This is a genomic window from Neobacillus sp. OS1-32 (genome assembly GCF_030915425.1).
Lineage (GTDB): Bacteria > Bacillota > Bacilli > Bacillales > Cytobacillaceae > Neobacillus > Neobacillus paridis.
In genome coordinates this window covers 2,490,561-2,506,207 of record NZ_CP133263.1, presented here as the reverse complement: position 1 = coordinate 2,506,207, position 15,647 = coordinate 2,490,561, and the positions used below count along the sequence as shown (strand labels likewise).

Below are 15,647 nucleotides of genomic sequence, written 5' to 3'. Positions count from 1 at the left end.
CGCTGCTGTTTTCATCATTAAAGAACTGATTCCACTCGGTCTACTTTAACAGTCCAGTCAAATGGGTCTTCAACTTTGCCAAGCTGAATGCCCGTAATGGCATCGTAAATGCGCTGGGATAGTTGTCCAATTTGTTGCTCGTTAATAACGATGGATTTTCCATTCCAATTTAGCTCGCCAACCGGTGATATAACTGCAGCAGTTCCGGAGCCGAAGACTTCTTCCAATTCTCCGCGTTCATGGGCGGCGAAAATGTCTTCAATCGAAATCCTCGCTTCACGTACGGGAACTTCCCAATGTTTTAATAATTGAATAACCGAATCACGGGTAACACCAGGTAAGATGCTACCGTTTAATTTAGGGGTCACGACTTCACCGTTGATTTTGAAGAAAATATTCATGCTGCCCACTTCTTCAACATACTTATTTTCCTTTGCATCGAGCCAGAGAATTTGCGCATACCCCTTTTCCTCTGCCTCTTCTTGGGCCTTCAAGCTGGCGGCATAATTGCCTGAGGTCTTGACATGACCGACTCCGCCAATAACGGCACGAACATAATGCTCTTCAACATGGATTTTAACCGGACTTAACTGGCTTCCATAATAGGCACCTGATGGAGACAGGATCACCAGCAATTTATATTGATGGGAAGGACGGACGCCAAGGTGAGGTTCTGTGGCGAGAATAAACGGCCGGATATAAAGCGACATTCCTTCGCCCTCAGGGATCCAATCTTTTTCAATTGAGACCAACTGTTTGATTGCATTTAATAGAAGCTGTTCATCAATTTGTGGAATACATAGCCGGGCGCATGATTCATTCAACCGGTTCATATTTTTTTCCGGGCGAAAAAGCTGAATGGTTCCATCAGCGGTTTTATAAGCCTTTAACCCTTCAAAAATGGCCTGTCCATAATGAAAAACCATCGCCGCCGGATCAAGTGTTATTGGCTCATATGGAACGATTCGTGGATCATGCCATCCGCTGTCAATATGATAATCCATGACAAACATATAGTCCGTATAATAGTTCCCGAAGCCAAGTGAAACAGGCTCAGGTTTAGCCTTTAATTCTTCTCTTTGAATAAATGCAATATCTTGTTTCATCGTTACACCCCAAATCCCCAATCATTTAGTTTATATAATTGAGAGTACGCCTAATACAGAAAAAATACAATAGTTTGGGTTTTAAAGTTTTCTAAATTCTTAAAAAACATCGTACTAGGACAATGAACCGCCTATGGGGGTTCTTATTTTTTGTCGTGCCTCCAATTTAATTCTGATTTCAACAAAAGCTGATGGATGAAACCAAATCCCCATATTTTCGTAGTAATATATATTAGCAGAACTGGACGTAGGAGGGGGGATGAATTTTTTCATGGACAGATTAACGATTGACTTGCAAAAGGCAGGATATAGCATCGAGGATCCGGTTATTGAGAATATCTCTTTTTCCGTAAAAGCTGGTGAACTTGTTGGGTTGATCGGTGAGAACGGTGCGGGGAAAAGTACCACCATTAAGGCTATTTTGGGACAACTCCCGTGGATGGAAGGCTCTGTTTCGGTACATACGAAAGGCTCGGTTTATGGTTATGTCCCGGAAAGACCGGTTTTTTATGAAGAATTAACGGTTTGGGAGCATATCGAATATTGTGGAGTGATGCGGGAAATTCCCAACTGGGAAGGGCAGGCAAAGGAGCTAGTGAAGACTTTTCGCGTCGAGCATTATATTCACCAGCTGCCACATAGCTTGTCGAAAGGAACGCAGCAAAAAATAATGATTATTCTTGCGCTGCTCCCTTCGCCGGAATTATTAATCGTTGATGAGCCCTTCATTGGACTTGATCCCCGGGCAACGAAATTATTGCTAAGAATCATCGAACAGGAACGGGAAAAGGGAACGGGAATTCTGATGTGTACTCATGTACTGGATACGGCTGAGAAACTTTGCGATAAATTTATCCTGCTTTCAAAGGGAACGATGTATACCTCAGGTTCACTACTTGACCTGCAAAAAAAATGTCAGCTGCCGGATGGCAGTTTGCTGGACTGTTTTGATTATCTTATCGATGAGGATCCGAATTATGGGTTGGATTGAATACATAAAAAGGTGGAGAAAGGCAGAAAAATTCCAGCGGAAAGTTATTGGGATGGTTATTGACTGGACAGTTTTCCTTTATCTTGTCATTCCCGTTATCATTGCCTTGGCTGTCATCGATTATCAGCTGTGGCAGTCGCCGCCCGCTTGGACATCATTTATACCGGTTCATTTGTTTGGACTTGTTTTCTTCTATATTGCTCAATTTTTTTCAATCAGAACATATGTAGAACAGGCAGACGAATTATTTGTTATTCAAAAAGGTGACTATTATCAATCTTTATTACAGTTGGGGAAATACTTTTCTGTATTGAAAGCCATGTTGGCAGCAAGTATCCTCATTTTTTACTTTTATCCGGTATTTAAAACAGGTTATCAACTTTCAATTTTTACTGTGCTGCTCATCCTATTCTATGTTGTCGTTTGGAGTCTCTTCCGAAAACTGGCGGCCAGATGGTTTTCCTTACGGGGGATAATCTGGAGAAGGAGGGTTTTTTCCGTTTTTGAATTTATGCTGTATGGGATTGGAATGTATGGTCTATTCCATCATCAGCTTGTTTTTCTCAGCATGATGCTGCCTATTTTTGGAGCTGTTGTATTTTTTCTCAAAAAAGAAAGACAGCCATTACGGTACTTTCATGCGGAGGCTGAGCGGGAAAGAAGTGAAAAGTGGAAATGGGCAGTCTTTTTAATGGTTCAGTCCGGTGAATACGAAGGAATCAAGAAAACAAGAAAATATCCGTTATTTAATAAACAATCACAGGAAATTTTTTCCAAAAGAATACCCGAACATGTACTGGCTGAAATGTATTGGAAATGGCATTTTCGCAAGGGAAGACATTTAAAGTTTTATCTATATTTTGTCCTGTTTTCTTTCTATGCTTTAGCGGTATTGCCGGAAAAAGTACAGTTTTTTGTGTTGGCATTCATTCTTTTTGCAGGCTTCAAAATACAAGATGGTATTTGGAAGTCCTTTATTACCCATCCATTTACAAGAAATATCGGGCCCATAAACGAAACAAGCCTAGTAAAAGGAAAACGACTGGCATTTTTGGTATTATGGCTGATACCTTGTGGAATGCTGATGATCTGGGCGTTGTTCGTTTAACTTTTTTGACGAGTGTCAGGCACTATCCCGACTGGTAGGTGCCTGGCATTTTTGTTAGGATTCAAAAAAATATCCGGCTATATGCCGGATAAAAAATTATATATAAAGGGGGATGAAAGGCAATGAAAAGATCATGTCCGTTTCATGTATGATCTTACTCCCAATAAATGACCAAATTATGAATAAACCATTAACAGTGTTTAAAAAGTGGTGGCAGGTACCACTTGTTTAGGAAGACATGACTTGCCCGCCGTTTACATGGAGTGTTTGTCCGGTGACGAAGCGAGAGTCGTCAGAGGCAAGGTAGACAAAGGTTGGAGCGACCTCAAAGGGCTGACCTTGTCGTTTCATCGGGTTGTCTGCAAGGGCCACCTGGTCGGCTGAAAAGCTTGCTGGAATCAGTGGTGTCCAAATCCGTCCAGGGGCAATGGCGTTGACTCTGATGCCTTTATCAATCAGATTGCGTGCCAAGGCCCGGGTGAATCCAACAATTGCTCCTTTTGTGGCAGTATAATCGATCAATTGGTCATTCCCATAATAGGTCACAACAGAAGCAGTATTAATAATGGAACTGCCTGGTTTTAAGTACGGCAGGGCGGCACGGGTCGTGTAAAAATGAGAGTAAATGTTTACCTTGAATGTTTCATCGAATTGCTCATCGGTAATATCAAGCAGACTATTTTGCATAAACTGGATTCCCACATGGTTACAAAGGACATCCAGCCGGCCGAAGGTTTGAATGGTGCTTTCCACAATGTTAAGGCATTGCTGCTTTTCTCTGAGGTCACCAGGCAATAATAAACAGCGCTGCCCGAGTTCCTCAATCCTTGCCTTTGTCCGGTTGGCATCCTCATGTTCATCTAAATAAGCAATTGCGACATCGGCTTCTTCTTTCGCAAAAGCAATCGCAGCGGCTGCTCCCATGCCGCTGTCACCACCGGTAATAAGCGCAACTTTCCCTTTTAATTTTCCGCTTCCTTTATAATTTGGATTTTCAATGATTGGCCGGGGAACCATTAATTTTTCAACACCGGGCTGACGAAGCTGGCGCTGTTCGGGAACAGATAGTGGAATATCTTCATAGCGGGTTATTTTTCCATAATGGGGATACATCGGATAATCTTGGTTTGGCGGCGTCTGGTGATGATCGTGTGTCATAGCAATCCTCCTCGAAATAAATCTTCGAGTTACTGTATGTTATCTGGGCTGATAGAGTGCCTGTCAAGTTCCATTGTGACGGGCTCAAGATGGAGGGATGCGGAATAGTGTAAAGAAAGAAGTCAACAAGGAGGTTTTAAGCTGTGCAGTATTATTATCAATTCAGCCGTGAAGCAAAGCTGTTGTTAGTGGATTTTTCGGAGGAAAAAGAAGAACTGCTATATAATTCAAATCCTCATCCTTTTATGATACCGCAAATCGGCAAGCGCCCGCCATTCTATACGAATCCAAGATATGAACAGTATTATCCGGTTATTTAGACTTATCGTATTATAGGGGAGGAACTTTTCGGCTTATTCGGTAAAGTAAAGTCTGTCTAGTTGCCCGAGTTGGAGAAATTTCAGCAGTTTGGGTAAAGTAAAGCCTATCTAGTTGGCCCGAACTAGCTGTATAGCCTGCTAAAACCATTTCTCCAATACCATCCAAATTCAAATAGTGCTGAAAATCCCCCTTTAAAAATAAAATAGAACAAAATGGTAAATACCAAGGGGGATGGTCATGCCGATCGAATGGAACGAAGAAGACAAAGTTTTCCACCTTTACAATCAAAAAATCAGTTATTTAATTCAAATTGTCCATGGCAAGTATCCTGCTCATTTGTACTGGGGCAAACGGATTCAAACACTTCAGCCAACATTAATCCTTCCGTATAAGGGCAGACCTTTTTCACCAATGACAGAACCAACAGATTCAAAATTCTCACTTGATACTTTAGCGCAGGAATATCCGGCTTTTGGAAACGGAGATTTCCGCTCACCGGCATATCAGCTTCGGACAAAAGATGGTTCCACGATTACGGAATTTGTATATGATTCGCATGAAATAACGCAAGGAAAGCCCAGGTTGGAGGGGTTACCGTCTGCCTATGTCGAAAACAATCAGGAGGCAGATACCTTAGTTATCACCCTGGTAGATCCGGTACTGGCGATTGGTTTGGATCTCATTTATACCATTTACCACGACCTCGATGTGATCACCAGGTCAGTTTCCTTTGAGCATCGAGGCTCCCAGAAAGTAGAAATACATAAATGCATGAGTATGTCCGTTGACTTTCTTTCCTCCAAATGGGATTGGTTACAGCTTCATGGAACATGGGCGAGGGAATGCCATATTGAGCGGCAGCCATTAAACCATGGAACCCAAATGATTTCTTCAGCTAGGGGAGCAAGTAGCCACCAGCATAATCCGTTTATTGCGCTGCTTTCAAAGGAAGCAACGGAGGAGCATGGCGATGTTTATGGAGTAAGTCTTGTGTACAGCGGGAATTTCCAAGCCTCGATTGAAGTAGATCCTTATGAAACTACAAGGCTGGCAATGGGGATTAATCCGTTCGATTTTATTTGGCTGTTAATGCCAGGGGAAACATTTCAAACTCCAGAGGCATTAATGGTTTATTCACCGGATGGGCTCGGCGGGATGTCAAGAACGTTTCATAAATTACTGCGTACCAGAGTTTGCCGCGGCATTTACCGTGATCGAACACGTCCAATTCTTTTTAATAATTGGGAGGCAACAAGATTTAATTTTTCCGAGAAAAAATTAAAGCAACTGGCGGATGCCGCCGCTAACCTTGGAATTGAACTATTTGTCCTTGATGACGGCTGGTTCGGGCACCGTGACAATGATAAAACTTCACTCGGGGATTGGGACGTTAATCGGAAAAAACTGCCACATGGATTGAAGGGGATTGCGGAATATATTCAAGCAAAGGGAATGCAATTTGGCCTGTGGGTCGAGCCGGAAATGGTTTCACCTGACAGCGAACTGTATCGCCTGCATCCAGATTGGTGTCTCCATGTACCGGGACGAAAGCGGACACTGTCGAGAAATCAGCTTGTGCTTGATTTAAGCCGGGAAGATGTTTGTGATTGGCTGATTGACACGTTTACAAACGTCTTTACAAAAGCCCCTATTTCTTACGTTAAATGGGACATGAACCGGAATATGACGGAGGTCGGCTCGGCCGCGCTACCGCCGGAAAGGCAGAAAGAAACCGCGCACCGCTATATGCTGGGGTTGTACCGAATTTTAGACACGTTAACTGAACGATTTCCCGAGATTTTATTCGAAAGTTGTTCAGGCGGCGGTGGACGTTTTGACCCTGGGATGTTGTATTATATGCCGCAAACCTGGACCAGCGATGACACCGATGCGGTAGAACGGTTAAAAATTCAATATGGAACGAGCCTTGTTTATCCGGCGTTAACAATGGGCGCTCATGTGTCTGATGTACCGAACCAGCAAACAGGAAGGAACACGCCGTTACAAATGAGATTGTACGTTGCCATGGCGGCAAATTTAGGCTTTGAAATGAAGGTTGATCAGCTGACGAAAGAAGAAAGGGTGGAAATACAGAAGGAGATTCATTTTTACAAGCAAATTCAGGATTTGGTCTGCTTTGGAGATCTATTCAGGCTGCTTAGTCCGTTTGAAGGAATGGACACAGCATTTATGTACGTAGCCCCAGATAAATCGAAAGCGGTCGTCTTTTATTATAAAGTTCTGGCAACGCCTAATCCGCCTTTTTATCGTTTAAAATTACGAGGGTTAGACCCGCAAATGAAATATCAAATAAATAATGGCGGGCAGGCTTTTTATGGAGATGAGTTGATGAAAATAGGGATTACAATGCCGCTCGTAAAATCCGATTATTTCTCAATAATATTTTTGATTCAAAGGCTGGAAAAGGAAAGTCTTCGCTTTTGAAAGACTTCCGCAAAATAGAGCGTAGCAACCGCCAATGGAAGCATGCAAATCGCCAATGGGGTGCTAAAGAGATAAACAAAAAAGACAATCCAAACGAATTGTCTTTTTAGGTTCCCATTATGTTTTTAAAGAGTGTTCCCCGCGATTTTTTAATAACAAGAATGAGGAAGGGAACATCAAACCCCATGTTTTATGCCTGCTTATTTTCAAGGCGACGTGCAATTAATGATAAACAATAGTTTACGATAAAATACATGAAGGCGACGACGAAAAAGATTGGGAAAATGTAATTGACATTTTGGGCATAAATGATTTGCGCATTATGCATGAATTCTGGTAAAGCGATAATCACGCATAAAGAAGTATCCTTCAATAAGGAGATAAATTGGCTGACAATTGGCGGAACCATTCTCCTCAATGCCTGAGGCATGACAATATGCCATAATGTTTGGATATAGGTTAACCCGGATGAACGGGCTGCTTCAATTTGCCCTTTATCAATCGAATTCAAACCGCCTCTGACAATTTCAGCCAGCATCGCCGATTCAAATACAGTTAATGCTAAAATCGCCGCCACTGTGATGCTTAGCTTTATTCCAACCTCCGGCAAGGCAAAAAAAGTGAAGAAAATGATTAGCAACAGCGGTGTATTCCTTATCGTTTCAATAATCACAGCCACGATTTTGGATACGACGGGAATTTTTGCATACCGTAAAGTACCTAATAGAATTCCTACAATAAAGCTAAGCACAATCGAAATAAACGCAATGTATAACGTCACCATAAAACCATCGGCGAGGAATTTTAAATGATCGGCTGAAAGTGCTCCTGCAATATCCATAATTCCCCTCCTTAATGACTTCTAGCCAGGCGTTTTTCCAGATAACCAACGCCAAGACTTAATGGTATTGTTAAAACAAGATAGAACAAAGCGACAAAAATGTAGACATCAAAGGTAACGAATGTATGCGAGGAAACGATATCTCCGAAATACATTAAATCTAAACCAGCGATCATCCCTAAAATTGACGAATTTTTTACCAGATTAATAAACTGGTTGCCAATTGGCGGAATAACGATTTTGATCGCTTGCGGTAAAATAATTAATCTCATTGCCTGTAAATAGGTGAGACCTGATGACCTTGCTGCCTCCATTTGCCCTTTGGGAACAGATTGTATTCCGGCCCGGATCGCTTCGGCGATAAAGGAAGCGGTATAAATGGAAAGGGCAATCGTCCCTGCCACAAACCCTGGTAACGTTACACCGATCGCAGGTAGCCCGACATAAAAGAAAAAGGCTATGATAAGAAGAGGAATATTTCTAATGAACTCAACATAGACGGTGCCAATCCAATTTAACGGTTTAATTGGTGCTATTCTCATCACGGCAACAATTACACCAATTACAAAGCTCCCTACCAAACCAATTAAACTAGCAAATATCGTGTTTTTAAATCCTTCCAAATATGTATCCCAGTTATCGATCAGGATTGAAAAATCGATCATGATGATCTCCCCCCTTTTTTATCCATTGTCTAGCTCCAGCTCCCTAGCGGCTAGTGTCCTTCGCTCTCCGCCCTGCGATAAGTCAACATCGGTTCACTCCGTTCACCGTGTTTCCTTTATCTCAGTTGGAGCGCTCCAGGTCATACGCCACTGACCAGGGCGCCTCTGCTTTTCTAATTAAGAAGTATCAGGATGAGCAAATTTTGCTCATCCTGATCTTAGTGGATGTTAGTTGGTTTTGATCCATTTATTTTTAATTTCGTCATATTTTCCGCTTTCTTTCATTTTCTTTAAAGCATCATTAATTGCGTCAACTAATTCTTTATTTCCTTTTTTAACAGCAATGCCGTATGGCTCTTCGGTGAAGGTACCGCCGACTAACTGATATTTCGGATCTTGGTCAACCATTCCATAAAGGATCGCGTCATCCGTTGTTAATGCATCCCCTTGACCGGATTTCAAGGCAGTGAATGCTTCTGTGTAGTTTTCATATTCTAAAACAGTTGCTTCAGGAGCTTTTTCACGAATATTGATGGCAGAAGTTGAGCCTTTAACTGCCAAAACTTTGGTACCTTTTTTCAAATCTTTCAGTCCTTTGATCGGGCTGCCTTTTTTGACAAGAAGTGATTGTCCTGCCATAAAGTAAACATCAGAGAAATCAACTTCTTTTTTACGTTCTTCCGAGATGGTCATGGTAGCGACAATTGCATCAATATCACCATTGTTTAACATGGGAATCCGAGTTTTTGAGGTAACCTCTTTAAACTCAACCTTTTTTTCATCACCAAGAATGGCTTTTGCCAGCTCTTTGGAAATATCAATATCGAAACCTTCTACTTCACCGGAAGTTGGATTCTTAAGTCCAAATAATCTTGTGTCATATTTTACGCCGATTACAATTTTGCCTTTATCTTTAATTTGCTCGAGAGCGTTTTTGGATGAACCGCCGGTGCTTGCTTTTTCACCCTTGCCGCAGGCTGCAAGCAGCATGGAAATGGCTAAAAAAAGAATTAATGCTAATTTACTAGATTTACTTTTAAACATATAAATCCCCCTTATTTTTTAATGATTTAATATACGGCTAAGGAATAGTCGCGCTCTTTCTTCTTTTGGATTAGCGAAAAACTCAGCCGGTGTTCCCTCTTCAAGAATTTGTCCATGATCCATAAAGATAACACGATCGGCAACTTCCTTGGCAAAGCCCATTTCATGGGTTACAACAACCATTGTCATTCCTTCTTTTGCCAGAGTTTTCATGACATCCAGCACTTCGCCGATCATCTCCGGATCCAAGGCCGATGTTGGTTCATCAAACAGCATAATTTCCGGCTTCATTGCAAGACCTCTTGCAATCGCCACCCTCTGCTGCTGTCCACCTGATAACTGTGATGGATAGGAGTTTGCCTTATCAGGTATACCAACCTTTTCGAGATAGTATTTTGCCACCTTTTCTGCTTCCTCTTTTGATTGTTTTAAAACCATCATCGGGGCAATCGTTATATTTTCCAAGACGGTTTTGTGCGGATATAGGTGGAAATGCTGAAAAACCATCCCAATATTTCGCCTTAACTCATTAATGTTTGTCTTTTTGTCATTTACCTTCACGCCATTCACAATCAGTTCCCCATCTGAAATCGTTTCCAAACGATTAATACAACGAAGCATGGTACTTTTCCCTGATCCAGAAGGACCAATGACAACGACAACTTCGCCTTTATTAATCTCTACATTAATATTTTTCAGGACGTGAAAGTCACCATAGTACTTGTTAACAGAATTAAACCGAATCATGCCAATCCTCCTCCCTGTTGATTTCTGTTCTTATGAAGGGCGCCTGTAGAATTGTCGATTTTTGTCGACTCTTTCCTCTTTTTAGAATATACAAATAATTAACAGGCATAGAAACATTCTACAATTTTTTTTTAATATAGTAAACCTTAATTGTGAAATTTTTGATTATTCAAATCAAGTTTGAAGTTTAACAGGATATTATCCATAAAAAAAGCCAATTCACTTCATCGCTAATTGTCGGCTGAACAAATTATTGTTATTGTCCCATTACAGTTTTCTTCTTTCTTACCCTTAAGAGTGAGGAAGAAGCAGCCGAGTAAGATAACCGCTCCAAATGTAAAAGAAGCGCATAAATATCTTTAAGGAGAGTCATGACTAAAAATTGACATGGAGCTCAAGCCATGCTGAAAATAGGATAAATAGGTTCTGCAATTAATGAAGAAAACAAGCCTTTTTTGGAAAAGAAATATTTGATAAAGAGTTGGTGATTTCACTTGAAGGAAACCATTTTAAAAGCCTTGAAAAAAATCGAGTCGGATTATAATGTGAAAATCCTATATGCCTGTGAAGCTGGCAGCAGAGCCTGGGGGGTCTCATCAAAAGATAGTGATTATGATGTCCGCTTTATATATGTCCATAAGAAGGACGATTATTTAACGATTGACCCAATTGGAATAGGGAAAAAGCGGGATGTCATTGAACTGCCAATTGATGACCTGCTGGATATTACCGGATGGGAATTAACGAAAGCCTTAAGGTTATTAAGGAAGTCCAATCCGCCATTATTGGAATGGCTTCATTCAGGAATAGTATATTATCAAGAATTTTCTACTATTGCACAAATGAAGAAGCTCACAAGAGAGATCTTTGCTCCGCAGGCATGCCTGCATCATTATCTCAACATGGCAAATAAAAATTTTCAAGGGATTTTACAAGATGGTGAAGTGAGCAGCAAAAGATATTTGAATGTTCTCAGACCCATACTGGTAGCAAACTGGATTGAAAAATTGAATGAATTTCCACCATTGGATTACCAACTATTATTGGAAAAATGCATTGCGGAAGGGGAGGTAAAAGGAGAAATCAAAGCCTTGCTAAAAAGAAAACGGGTCGGGGAAAAACAAGCTGAAAAACTGCAAATCGATATAATCAACGAATTTTTTATCGAAGAAATTTCCCGACTTCGAGAAAGGACCAAAACCCTAAATGTACATTTACAAGATTTTTCTCCACAGCTTGATTCACTGTTTAGAAATACCCTTGACGAAGTGTGGGCTTAATGTTGAGTCACTGAAATGTTTTCTTTATAAACAAAAAGTAAATAATTGTAAATAGTGTGAAAGAATTGTGAAGAATACAATGAGAATAACGCCCGCCAAGTAGAAAAAAGGTAAAATGGTTTGAAGAAAGGGAAAAGGAGTTGAGGCAACTGCATGAAATTAAAGCTCATGATGGCTGCTTTATTGACAGCATCCGTATTAACTGCCTGTAGCGGAACAGGTACAAATGAAGGAAAGTCCGTAAAGCAAAAGGAAACGACTAACATTAAGCAATTGGTAAGTGAATATAGCGGTGGTAACGAAAAGGTGGAAAACGCCTCGATCACGCCGCAGCAACTAGTTGTGACAGACAAAAAAGGAAACGAGACGGCTTATAACTTGCCTAAGGATGAATTTTTTGTTTCGATTGCTCCTTATGTTAAAAATACCCATCCTTGAACGACTCATAGCTTGACAGGTTGTCAAGGTGAACTAACCAATAAACAGTTTAAAGTATACATTAAAGATGCGGAAGGCCAAGTTATATTGGACAAGATGGTTAAGTCCCAAAAGAATGGATTTATCGATTTATGGCTGCCGCGGGATAAAAAGTATCAAATAAAGATTGAGCAGGACGGAAAAAAAGCGGGCGCAGAAATCTCTACGTTCAAAGATGCCCCTACTTGTATAACAACAATGAAATTGATGTAAATCATAATAAAGGAGCAGGAAATCACTTGCGATTTCCTGCTCCTTTTAAGTTTTATATTCTTAATAAATAACAACCGGTTCATAGGTGCTGAGATAGTTATACACTGTCCCCATAATGCTTGGTGGCGTGTTGACGCAGCCGCCGGAACCTGCCGTAAGATAAGCATTACTTGACCAATTCGTGCGCCAGCTGGCGTCGTGGAATCCTTGACCGCTGTTTGTGAACGGTGCCCAGTAATTTACTTTAATCGCATATTCAGATTTACCTACTGCACTGCCTCTTAGAGTGTACTGTGTTCGCTTATAAAGGATATACCATATCCCCTTTTCTGTATCTTCACCGGTGATGTGTTTTCCCGTTACCACATGGGTAGACAGAACCATTTTTCCATTTTTATAAAGCCAAATGCGCTGTTGTGAAATAGACACTTCTGCATAGGTGTCGCCAATCCCGTTATTGGTGGTGTTTTCATATCCGATGCCTTCATTACTCCAGCCATTGCCATAAATATTTGTTGCCGATACCGATTTATCTCCTTTTGCAAAAGCCTTTTGAAGCAGAGCCGCTTCTTTATCAACATCTATGGCCCAGCCGTAGCCTTGAGCTTTTACGGTGACGACTCTACCTGAGCTGGTCTTAAACGGAATATCTTTATTTAAAGTTGCCTGTTTTTCATTTATTTCCGTAATTTTGTTTTTGATTTCGCTTGGGTCGATGGTGATCTTCATATCTTTGGAGACAGAAGCGTTTTTGATTAGTTCACTGGCCTTTAATGAATAGACTTTTTTCTGTACTTTATAGTCAATCGTCTGCTTCAGGAGTTCTCGCAGTTTCTTTTCTTCGTTTTTGACAATCTGACTGTCTTCCTTAATCGGCTGCAGGAATACCGGTTTCAGACGAATCTCGCTTTTAAATTCCTGTTTTTCGTAATCCTTCATTAGTTTGACTATATCATACTGCTCTCCATTCTCGCTTTTGCTGATAACAATTTGCCACTGCTCTAACTTAGCCTGGGCATTTACAGGCGCTTTTAAGGATTTATTCATGGTGACAAGCTTTTCTTCAACAAGCTTTTTTAGCGTGACGCTGCGATATTGATCAGCTTCTTTGGGAATAAGCAGATAATTTTTTTTCTTAAAGGAAGGAAAGAAAGTCCATTGGCTTTTTAGTATTTTTTTTACTTCAGGCAAATCATCATCGGTAAATCCCATCTTTGTGTCTTCTTCATCTAAAATTTGCTGTTTTCCAACATAAACTCTGTTTGTCAAAATCGCTGTTTTCAACTTTTTGACTGCTTTTTCAGCAGTCAGCCCGCCCACTTTAGTGTCATTTATGGTAATTTGCGAATTGAACCGGGTCGCTTGATAATAGCTCATTCCTCCAATTAAGAGTGCTAATACGATAATGGTGCTTGTTATCATAAATTTCCAATTTTTATACCATTTAATGGAGTTTTTCTTCATTCTACTCATTTCTTCCGTTAATTCATATTGCGCGTTATTCATAACGTTCCCCCCCATCTATGTAAAAAACCATGGTATCGGCATCCACTGGCTTTAAGCGAGTATCTTTTTTCTAACCCCTCGACTAGTTTACCCTATTATTCTACTATTATCACCATTATTTTACTAGTTTTATGATGTCTATATTTACCATATTTTAAAAATATATGTAATGTGTTTCGGGTAATAATTTGGAAAAATTTGAGCTGCCAAATAGAATAATAGGTGAGCAATGAGGAGGTTTGATTCAGGCCAAATGATATAATGTCTAAGCATTATAATATGATAATTACAGAAAAACTGCCAACTTTTTGCTAAGGCAATTTAGAAAGAAAAAAGCAGGTGAAAGAGGGATAATCAACAGTGGTGCCTGTCCCCTTTCACATTAAAGTATAATGCAGCGGGAATCAGGCACCATGATTTTAAGATTTATTTACTTATTGATCCGCATGTTGCCATCTTTTTAGCTAATAAGGAAGTATAAAATTTTTCCGAATTTTATGCTTCCTTATGTCACATAAATTCAACTACGCCTCTGTCTTCGTCCTTAAGGACTCACCAGTCGGCGAGTTTCCATTTAACATTATAACTGGTTTTCTTCCTTTTTGATTGACAGCGGTAATTCCCGCAGATACTAGAAGGAGTGCTGCCATCGTATTGACTGATAAATGTTCACCGGGCAGGAACATCGCTGAGAGGATCGTTCCGGAAACGGGAACAACAAATTTAAAAAGTGTCACTTCTCCGGCCTTGTTGTACTTTAGCAGCGAGGTCCATAGGGCAAAGGCCGCTGCCGATAAAAAGACTGCATAAAAAAGTAACAGCCAGCCCTTTGCTGTGAACGTCATGGCGCCCGGACTAAGGCTGGGTGTTCCAATTATCAGCATCAGTGCCGAGCCAATCAACATTTGCCAGCCGGTTAAGGCAAAGGGATGAATGTCAGCCGATAGGCGTTTGGATAGGAAGGTTCCAAACGCCGCAGCCAATCCGGAGAGCAGCATGAAGCCTTCTCCAAAGAAAGTAAAATGAAGAGAGGTATCCTGTCCCCAGTTAGCAACAACAATTCCCCCAAACCCGGTAATTAAGCCAAGAATTTTCCGCCAATCCAAGCGGTCATCGGCATAAATAAAGTGGGCAAGAAACACAACGAAAAATACTCCGCTCGAATTTAAAATCGCTGCTTTCATTCCGGAAGTATGGGCTAATCCATTATAGAAAAAGAAATATTGTAAACTCGTGGACAAGAGCCCCAAACCAATAACAGCCGGCCATTGCCGCCAGCTTATTTTCAATGCCTGTCTATTAAACAAGAATACAATGATCAGCAGCAACAAAGCCGCCAGCATAAAACGGATGCCGGCGAAGACAATTTTCGCAGCTAAATCATCTCCTGCCATTCCAAGTTCGTCATAGCTTAGTTTTAATACTGGAAAAGCACTTCCCCATAAAATCGAACAAAAAACGGCAATCGTGATGACCCAAAATCTGTTAGTCAAGAAACGAGTATAGCCTTCTTGTTGTTTCATCATCGTCAACTCCAAATGTCTTCTATTACTCCAATTGTTCATTATACACATGCAACATGTTTCTTACCATGAACAGGTTATGAAATTTAGATTTACAGACACTTCTATGAAGAATAAAACAGCCAAATAGAAAAGGCCGCCAATGCGAATAGGCGCCGTGCCAGGAACTGGTGTCGCTGATTTTTTTGTTAAAAACAAGAGGTTCATCACGACCTTAAATGA

Annotated in this window: 14 protein-coding genes; 6 read left to right on the top strand and 8 right to left on the bottom strand. The window is 40.7% G+C overall.

Annotated features, from left to right (window positions below; all coding sequences use genetic code 11):
* Positions 1-17 precede the first annotated feature (17 nt).
* Positions 18-1,106, bottom strand: coding sequence for a branched-chain amino acid aminotransferase (locus RCG24_RS12545; protein ID WP_202652854.1), 1,089 nt, complete (start codon positions 1,104-1,106; stop codon positions 18-20).
* A 259-nt stretch (positions 1,107-1,365) separates the two neighbouring features.
* Here RCG24_RS12545 and RCG24_RS12540 point away from each other — a divergent pair, with 259 nt between their 5' ends.
* Together RCG24_RS12540 and RCG24_RS12535 are read left to right on the top strand one after the other, a co-directional pair.
* On the top strand, positions 1,366-2,097 hold the full coding sequence (locus RCG24_RS12540; protein ID WP_308077145.1) for an ABC transporter ATP-binding protein: 732 nt from the start codon (positions 1,366-1,368) through the stop codon (positions 2,095-2,097).
* On the top strand, positions 2,084-3,205 hold the full coding sequence (locus RCG24_RS12535; protein WP_308077144.1) for an ABC transporter permease: 1,122 nt from the start codon (positions 2,084-2,086) through the stop codon (positions 3,203-3,205). Before RCG24_RS12540 ends, RCG24_RS12535 begins: the two co-directional genes overlap by 14 nt.
* A 228-nt stretch (positions 3,206-3,433) precedes the next feature.
* Here RCG24_RS12535 and RCG24_RS12530 read toward each other — a convergent pair whose 3' ends face one another.
* Positions 3,434-4,363, bottom strand: a complete 930-nt coding sequence (locus RCG24_RS12530) for an SDR family oxidoreductase (protein ID WP_308077143.1) — start codon at positions 4,361-4,363, stop codon at positions 3,434-3,436.
* Positions 4,364-4,506: 143 nt separating this feature from the next.
* On the opposite strand from RCG24_RS12530, the gene RCG24_RS12525 reads away from it, so the two are divergent.
* A complete protein-coding gene (locus RCG24_RS12525; RefSeq protein WP_202652850.1) occupies positions 4,507-4,683 on the top strand; it encodes a hypothetical protein in 177 nt (58 codons plus the stop codon).
* A 238-nt stretch (positions 4,684-4,921) separates the two neighbouring features.
* Complete coding sequence (locus tag RCG24_RS12520) at positions 4,922-7,129, top strand: alpha-galactosidase (protein ID WP_308077142.1); 2,208 nt, start codon at positions 4,922-4,924, stop codon at positions 7,127-7,129.
* A gap of 190 nt (positions 7,130-7,319) precedes the next feature.
* Here the strand turns inward: RCG24_RS12520 and RCG24_RS12515 are convergent, their stop codons facing one another.
* The 4 genes from RCG24_RS12515 to RCG24_RS12500 form a co-directional block, all read right to left on the bottom strand.
* Positions 7,320-7,970 (bottom strand): amino acid ABC transporter permease, encoded by a 651-nt coding sequence (locus RCG24_RS12515; RefSeq protein WP_308077141.1) that lies wholly within the window; start codon positions 7,968-7,970, stop codon positions 7,320-7,322.
* Between the two features lie 11 nt (positions 7,971-7,981).
* Positions 7,982-8,635: an amino acid ABC transporter permease gene (locus RCG24_RS12510; RefSeq protein ID WP_202652847.1), complete on the bottom strand. Its 654-nt coding sequence runs from the start codon at positions 8,633-8,635 to the stop codon at positions 7,982-7,984.
* Between the two features lie 228 nt (positions 8,636-8,863).
* Positions 8,864-9,679 (bottom strand): ABC transporter substrate-binding protein, encoded by an 816-nt coding sequence (locus RCG24_RS12505; protein WP_308077140.1) that lies wholly within the window; start codon positions 9,677-9,679, stop codon positions 8,864-8,866.
* Between the two features lie 18 nt (positions 9,680-9,697).
* Entirely contained in the window at positions 9,698-10,426 is a 729-nt protein-coding gene (locus RCG24_RS12500; protein ID WP_202652845.1) for an amino acid ABC transporter ATP-binding protein, read from the bottom strand.
* Between the two features lie 494 nt (positions 10,427-10,920).
* On the opposite strand from RCG24_RS12500, the gene RCG24_RS12495 reads away from it, so the two are divergent.
* Entirely contained in the window at positions 10,921-11,706 is a 786-nt protein-coding gene (locus RCG24_RS12495) for a nucleotidyltransferase domain-containing protein (RefSeq protein WP_308077139.1), read from the top strand.
* A 153-nt stretch (positions 11,707-11,859) separates the two neighbouring features.
* A complete protein-coding gene (locus tag RCG24_RS12490) occupies positions 11,860-12,396 on the top strand; it encodes a CueP family metal-binding protein (RefSeq protein ID WP_308077138.1) in 537 nt (178 codons plus the stop codon).
* 60 nt (positions 12,397-12,456) lie between these two features.
* On the opposite strand, the gene RCG24_RS12485 is transcribed toward RCG24_RS12490, so the two are convergent.
* Positions 12,457-13,902, bottom strand: coding sequence for a L,D-transpeptidase family protein (locus tag RCG24_RS12485; RefSeq protein WP_374049092.1), 1,446 nt, complete (start codon positions 13,900-13,902; stop codon positions 12,457-12,459).
* Between the two features lie 524 nt (positions 13,903-14,426).
* A complete protein-coding gene (locus RCG24_RS12480) occupies positions 14,427-15,428 on the bottom strand; it encodes a DMT family transporter (protein WP_308077136.1) in 1,002 nt (333 codons plus the stop codon).
* Between the last annotated feature and the right edge of the window lie 219 nt (positions 15,429-15,647).

Coding starts and splice junctions, on each gene's coding strand:
- RCG24_RS12545 (WP_202652854.1), bottom strand. CDS start 1,106: ATGAAACAAGATATTGCATTTATTCAAAGAGAAGAATTAAAGGCTAAA.
- RCG24_RS12540 (WP_308077145.1), top strand. CDS start 1,366: ATGAATTTTTTCATGGACAGATTAACGATTGACTTGCAAAAGGCAGGA.
- RCG24_RS12535 (WP_308077144.1), top strand. CDS start 2,084: ATGGGTTGGATTGAATACATAAAAAGGTGGAGAAAGGCAGAAAAATTC.
- RCG24_RS12530 (WP_308077143.1), bottom strand. CDS start 4,363: ATGACACACGATCATCACCAGACGCCGCCAAACCAAGATTATCCGATG.
- RCG24_RS12520 (WP_308077142.1), top strand. CDS start 4,922: ATGCCGATCGAATGGAACGAAGAAGACAAAGTTTTCCACCTTTACAAT.
- RCG24_RS12515 (WP_308077141.1), bottom strand. CDS start 7,970: ATGGATATTGCAGGAGCACTTTCAGCCGATCATTTAAAATTCCTCGCC.
- RCG24_RS12510 (WP_202652847.1), bottom strand. CDS start 8,635: ATGATCGATTTTTCAATCCTGATCGATAACTGGGATACATATTTGGAA.
- RCG24_RS12505 (WP_308077140.1), bottom strand. CDS start 9,679: ATGTTTAAAAGTAAATCTAGTAAATTAGCATTAATTCTTTTTTTAGCC.
- RCG24_RS12500 (WP_202652845.1), bottom strand. CDS start 10,426: ATGATTCGGTTTAATTCTGTTAACAAGTACTATGGTGACTTTCACGTC.
- RCG24_RS12485 (WP_374049092.1), bottom strand. CDS start 13,902: ATGAATAACGCGCAATATGAATTAACGGAAGAAATGAGTAGAATGAAG.
- RCG24_RS12480 (WP_308077136.1), bottom strand. CDS start 15,428: ATGATGAAACAACAAGAAGGCTATACTCGTTTCTTGACTAACAGATTT.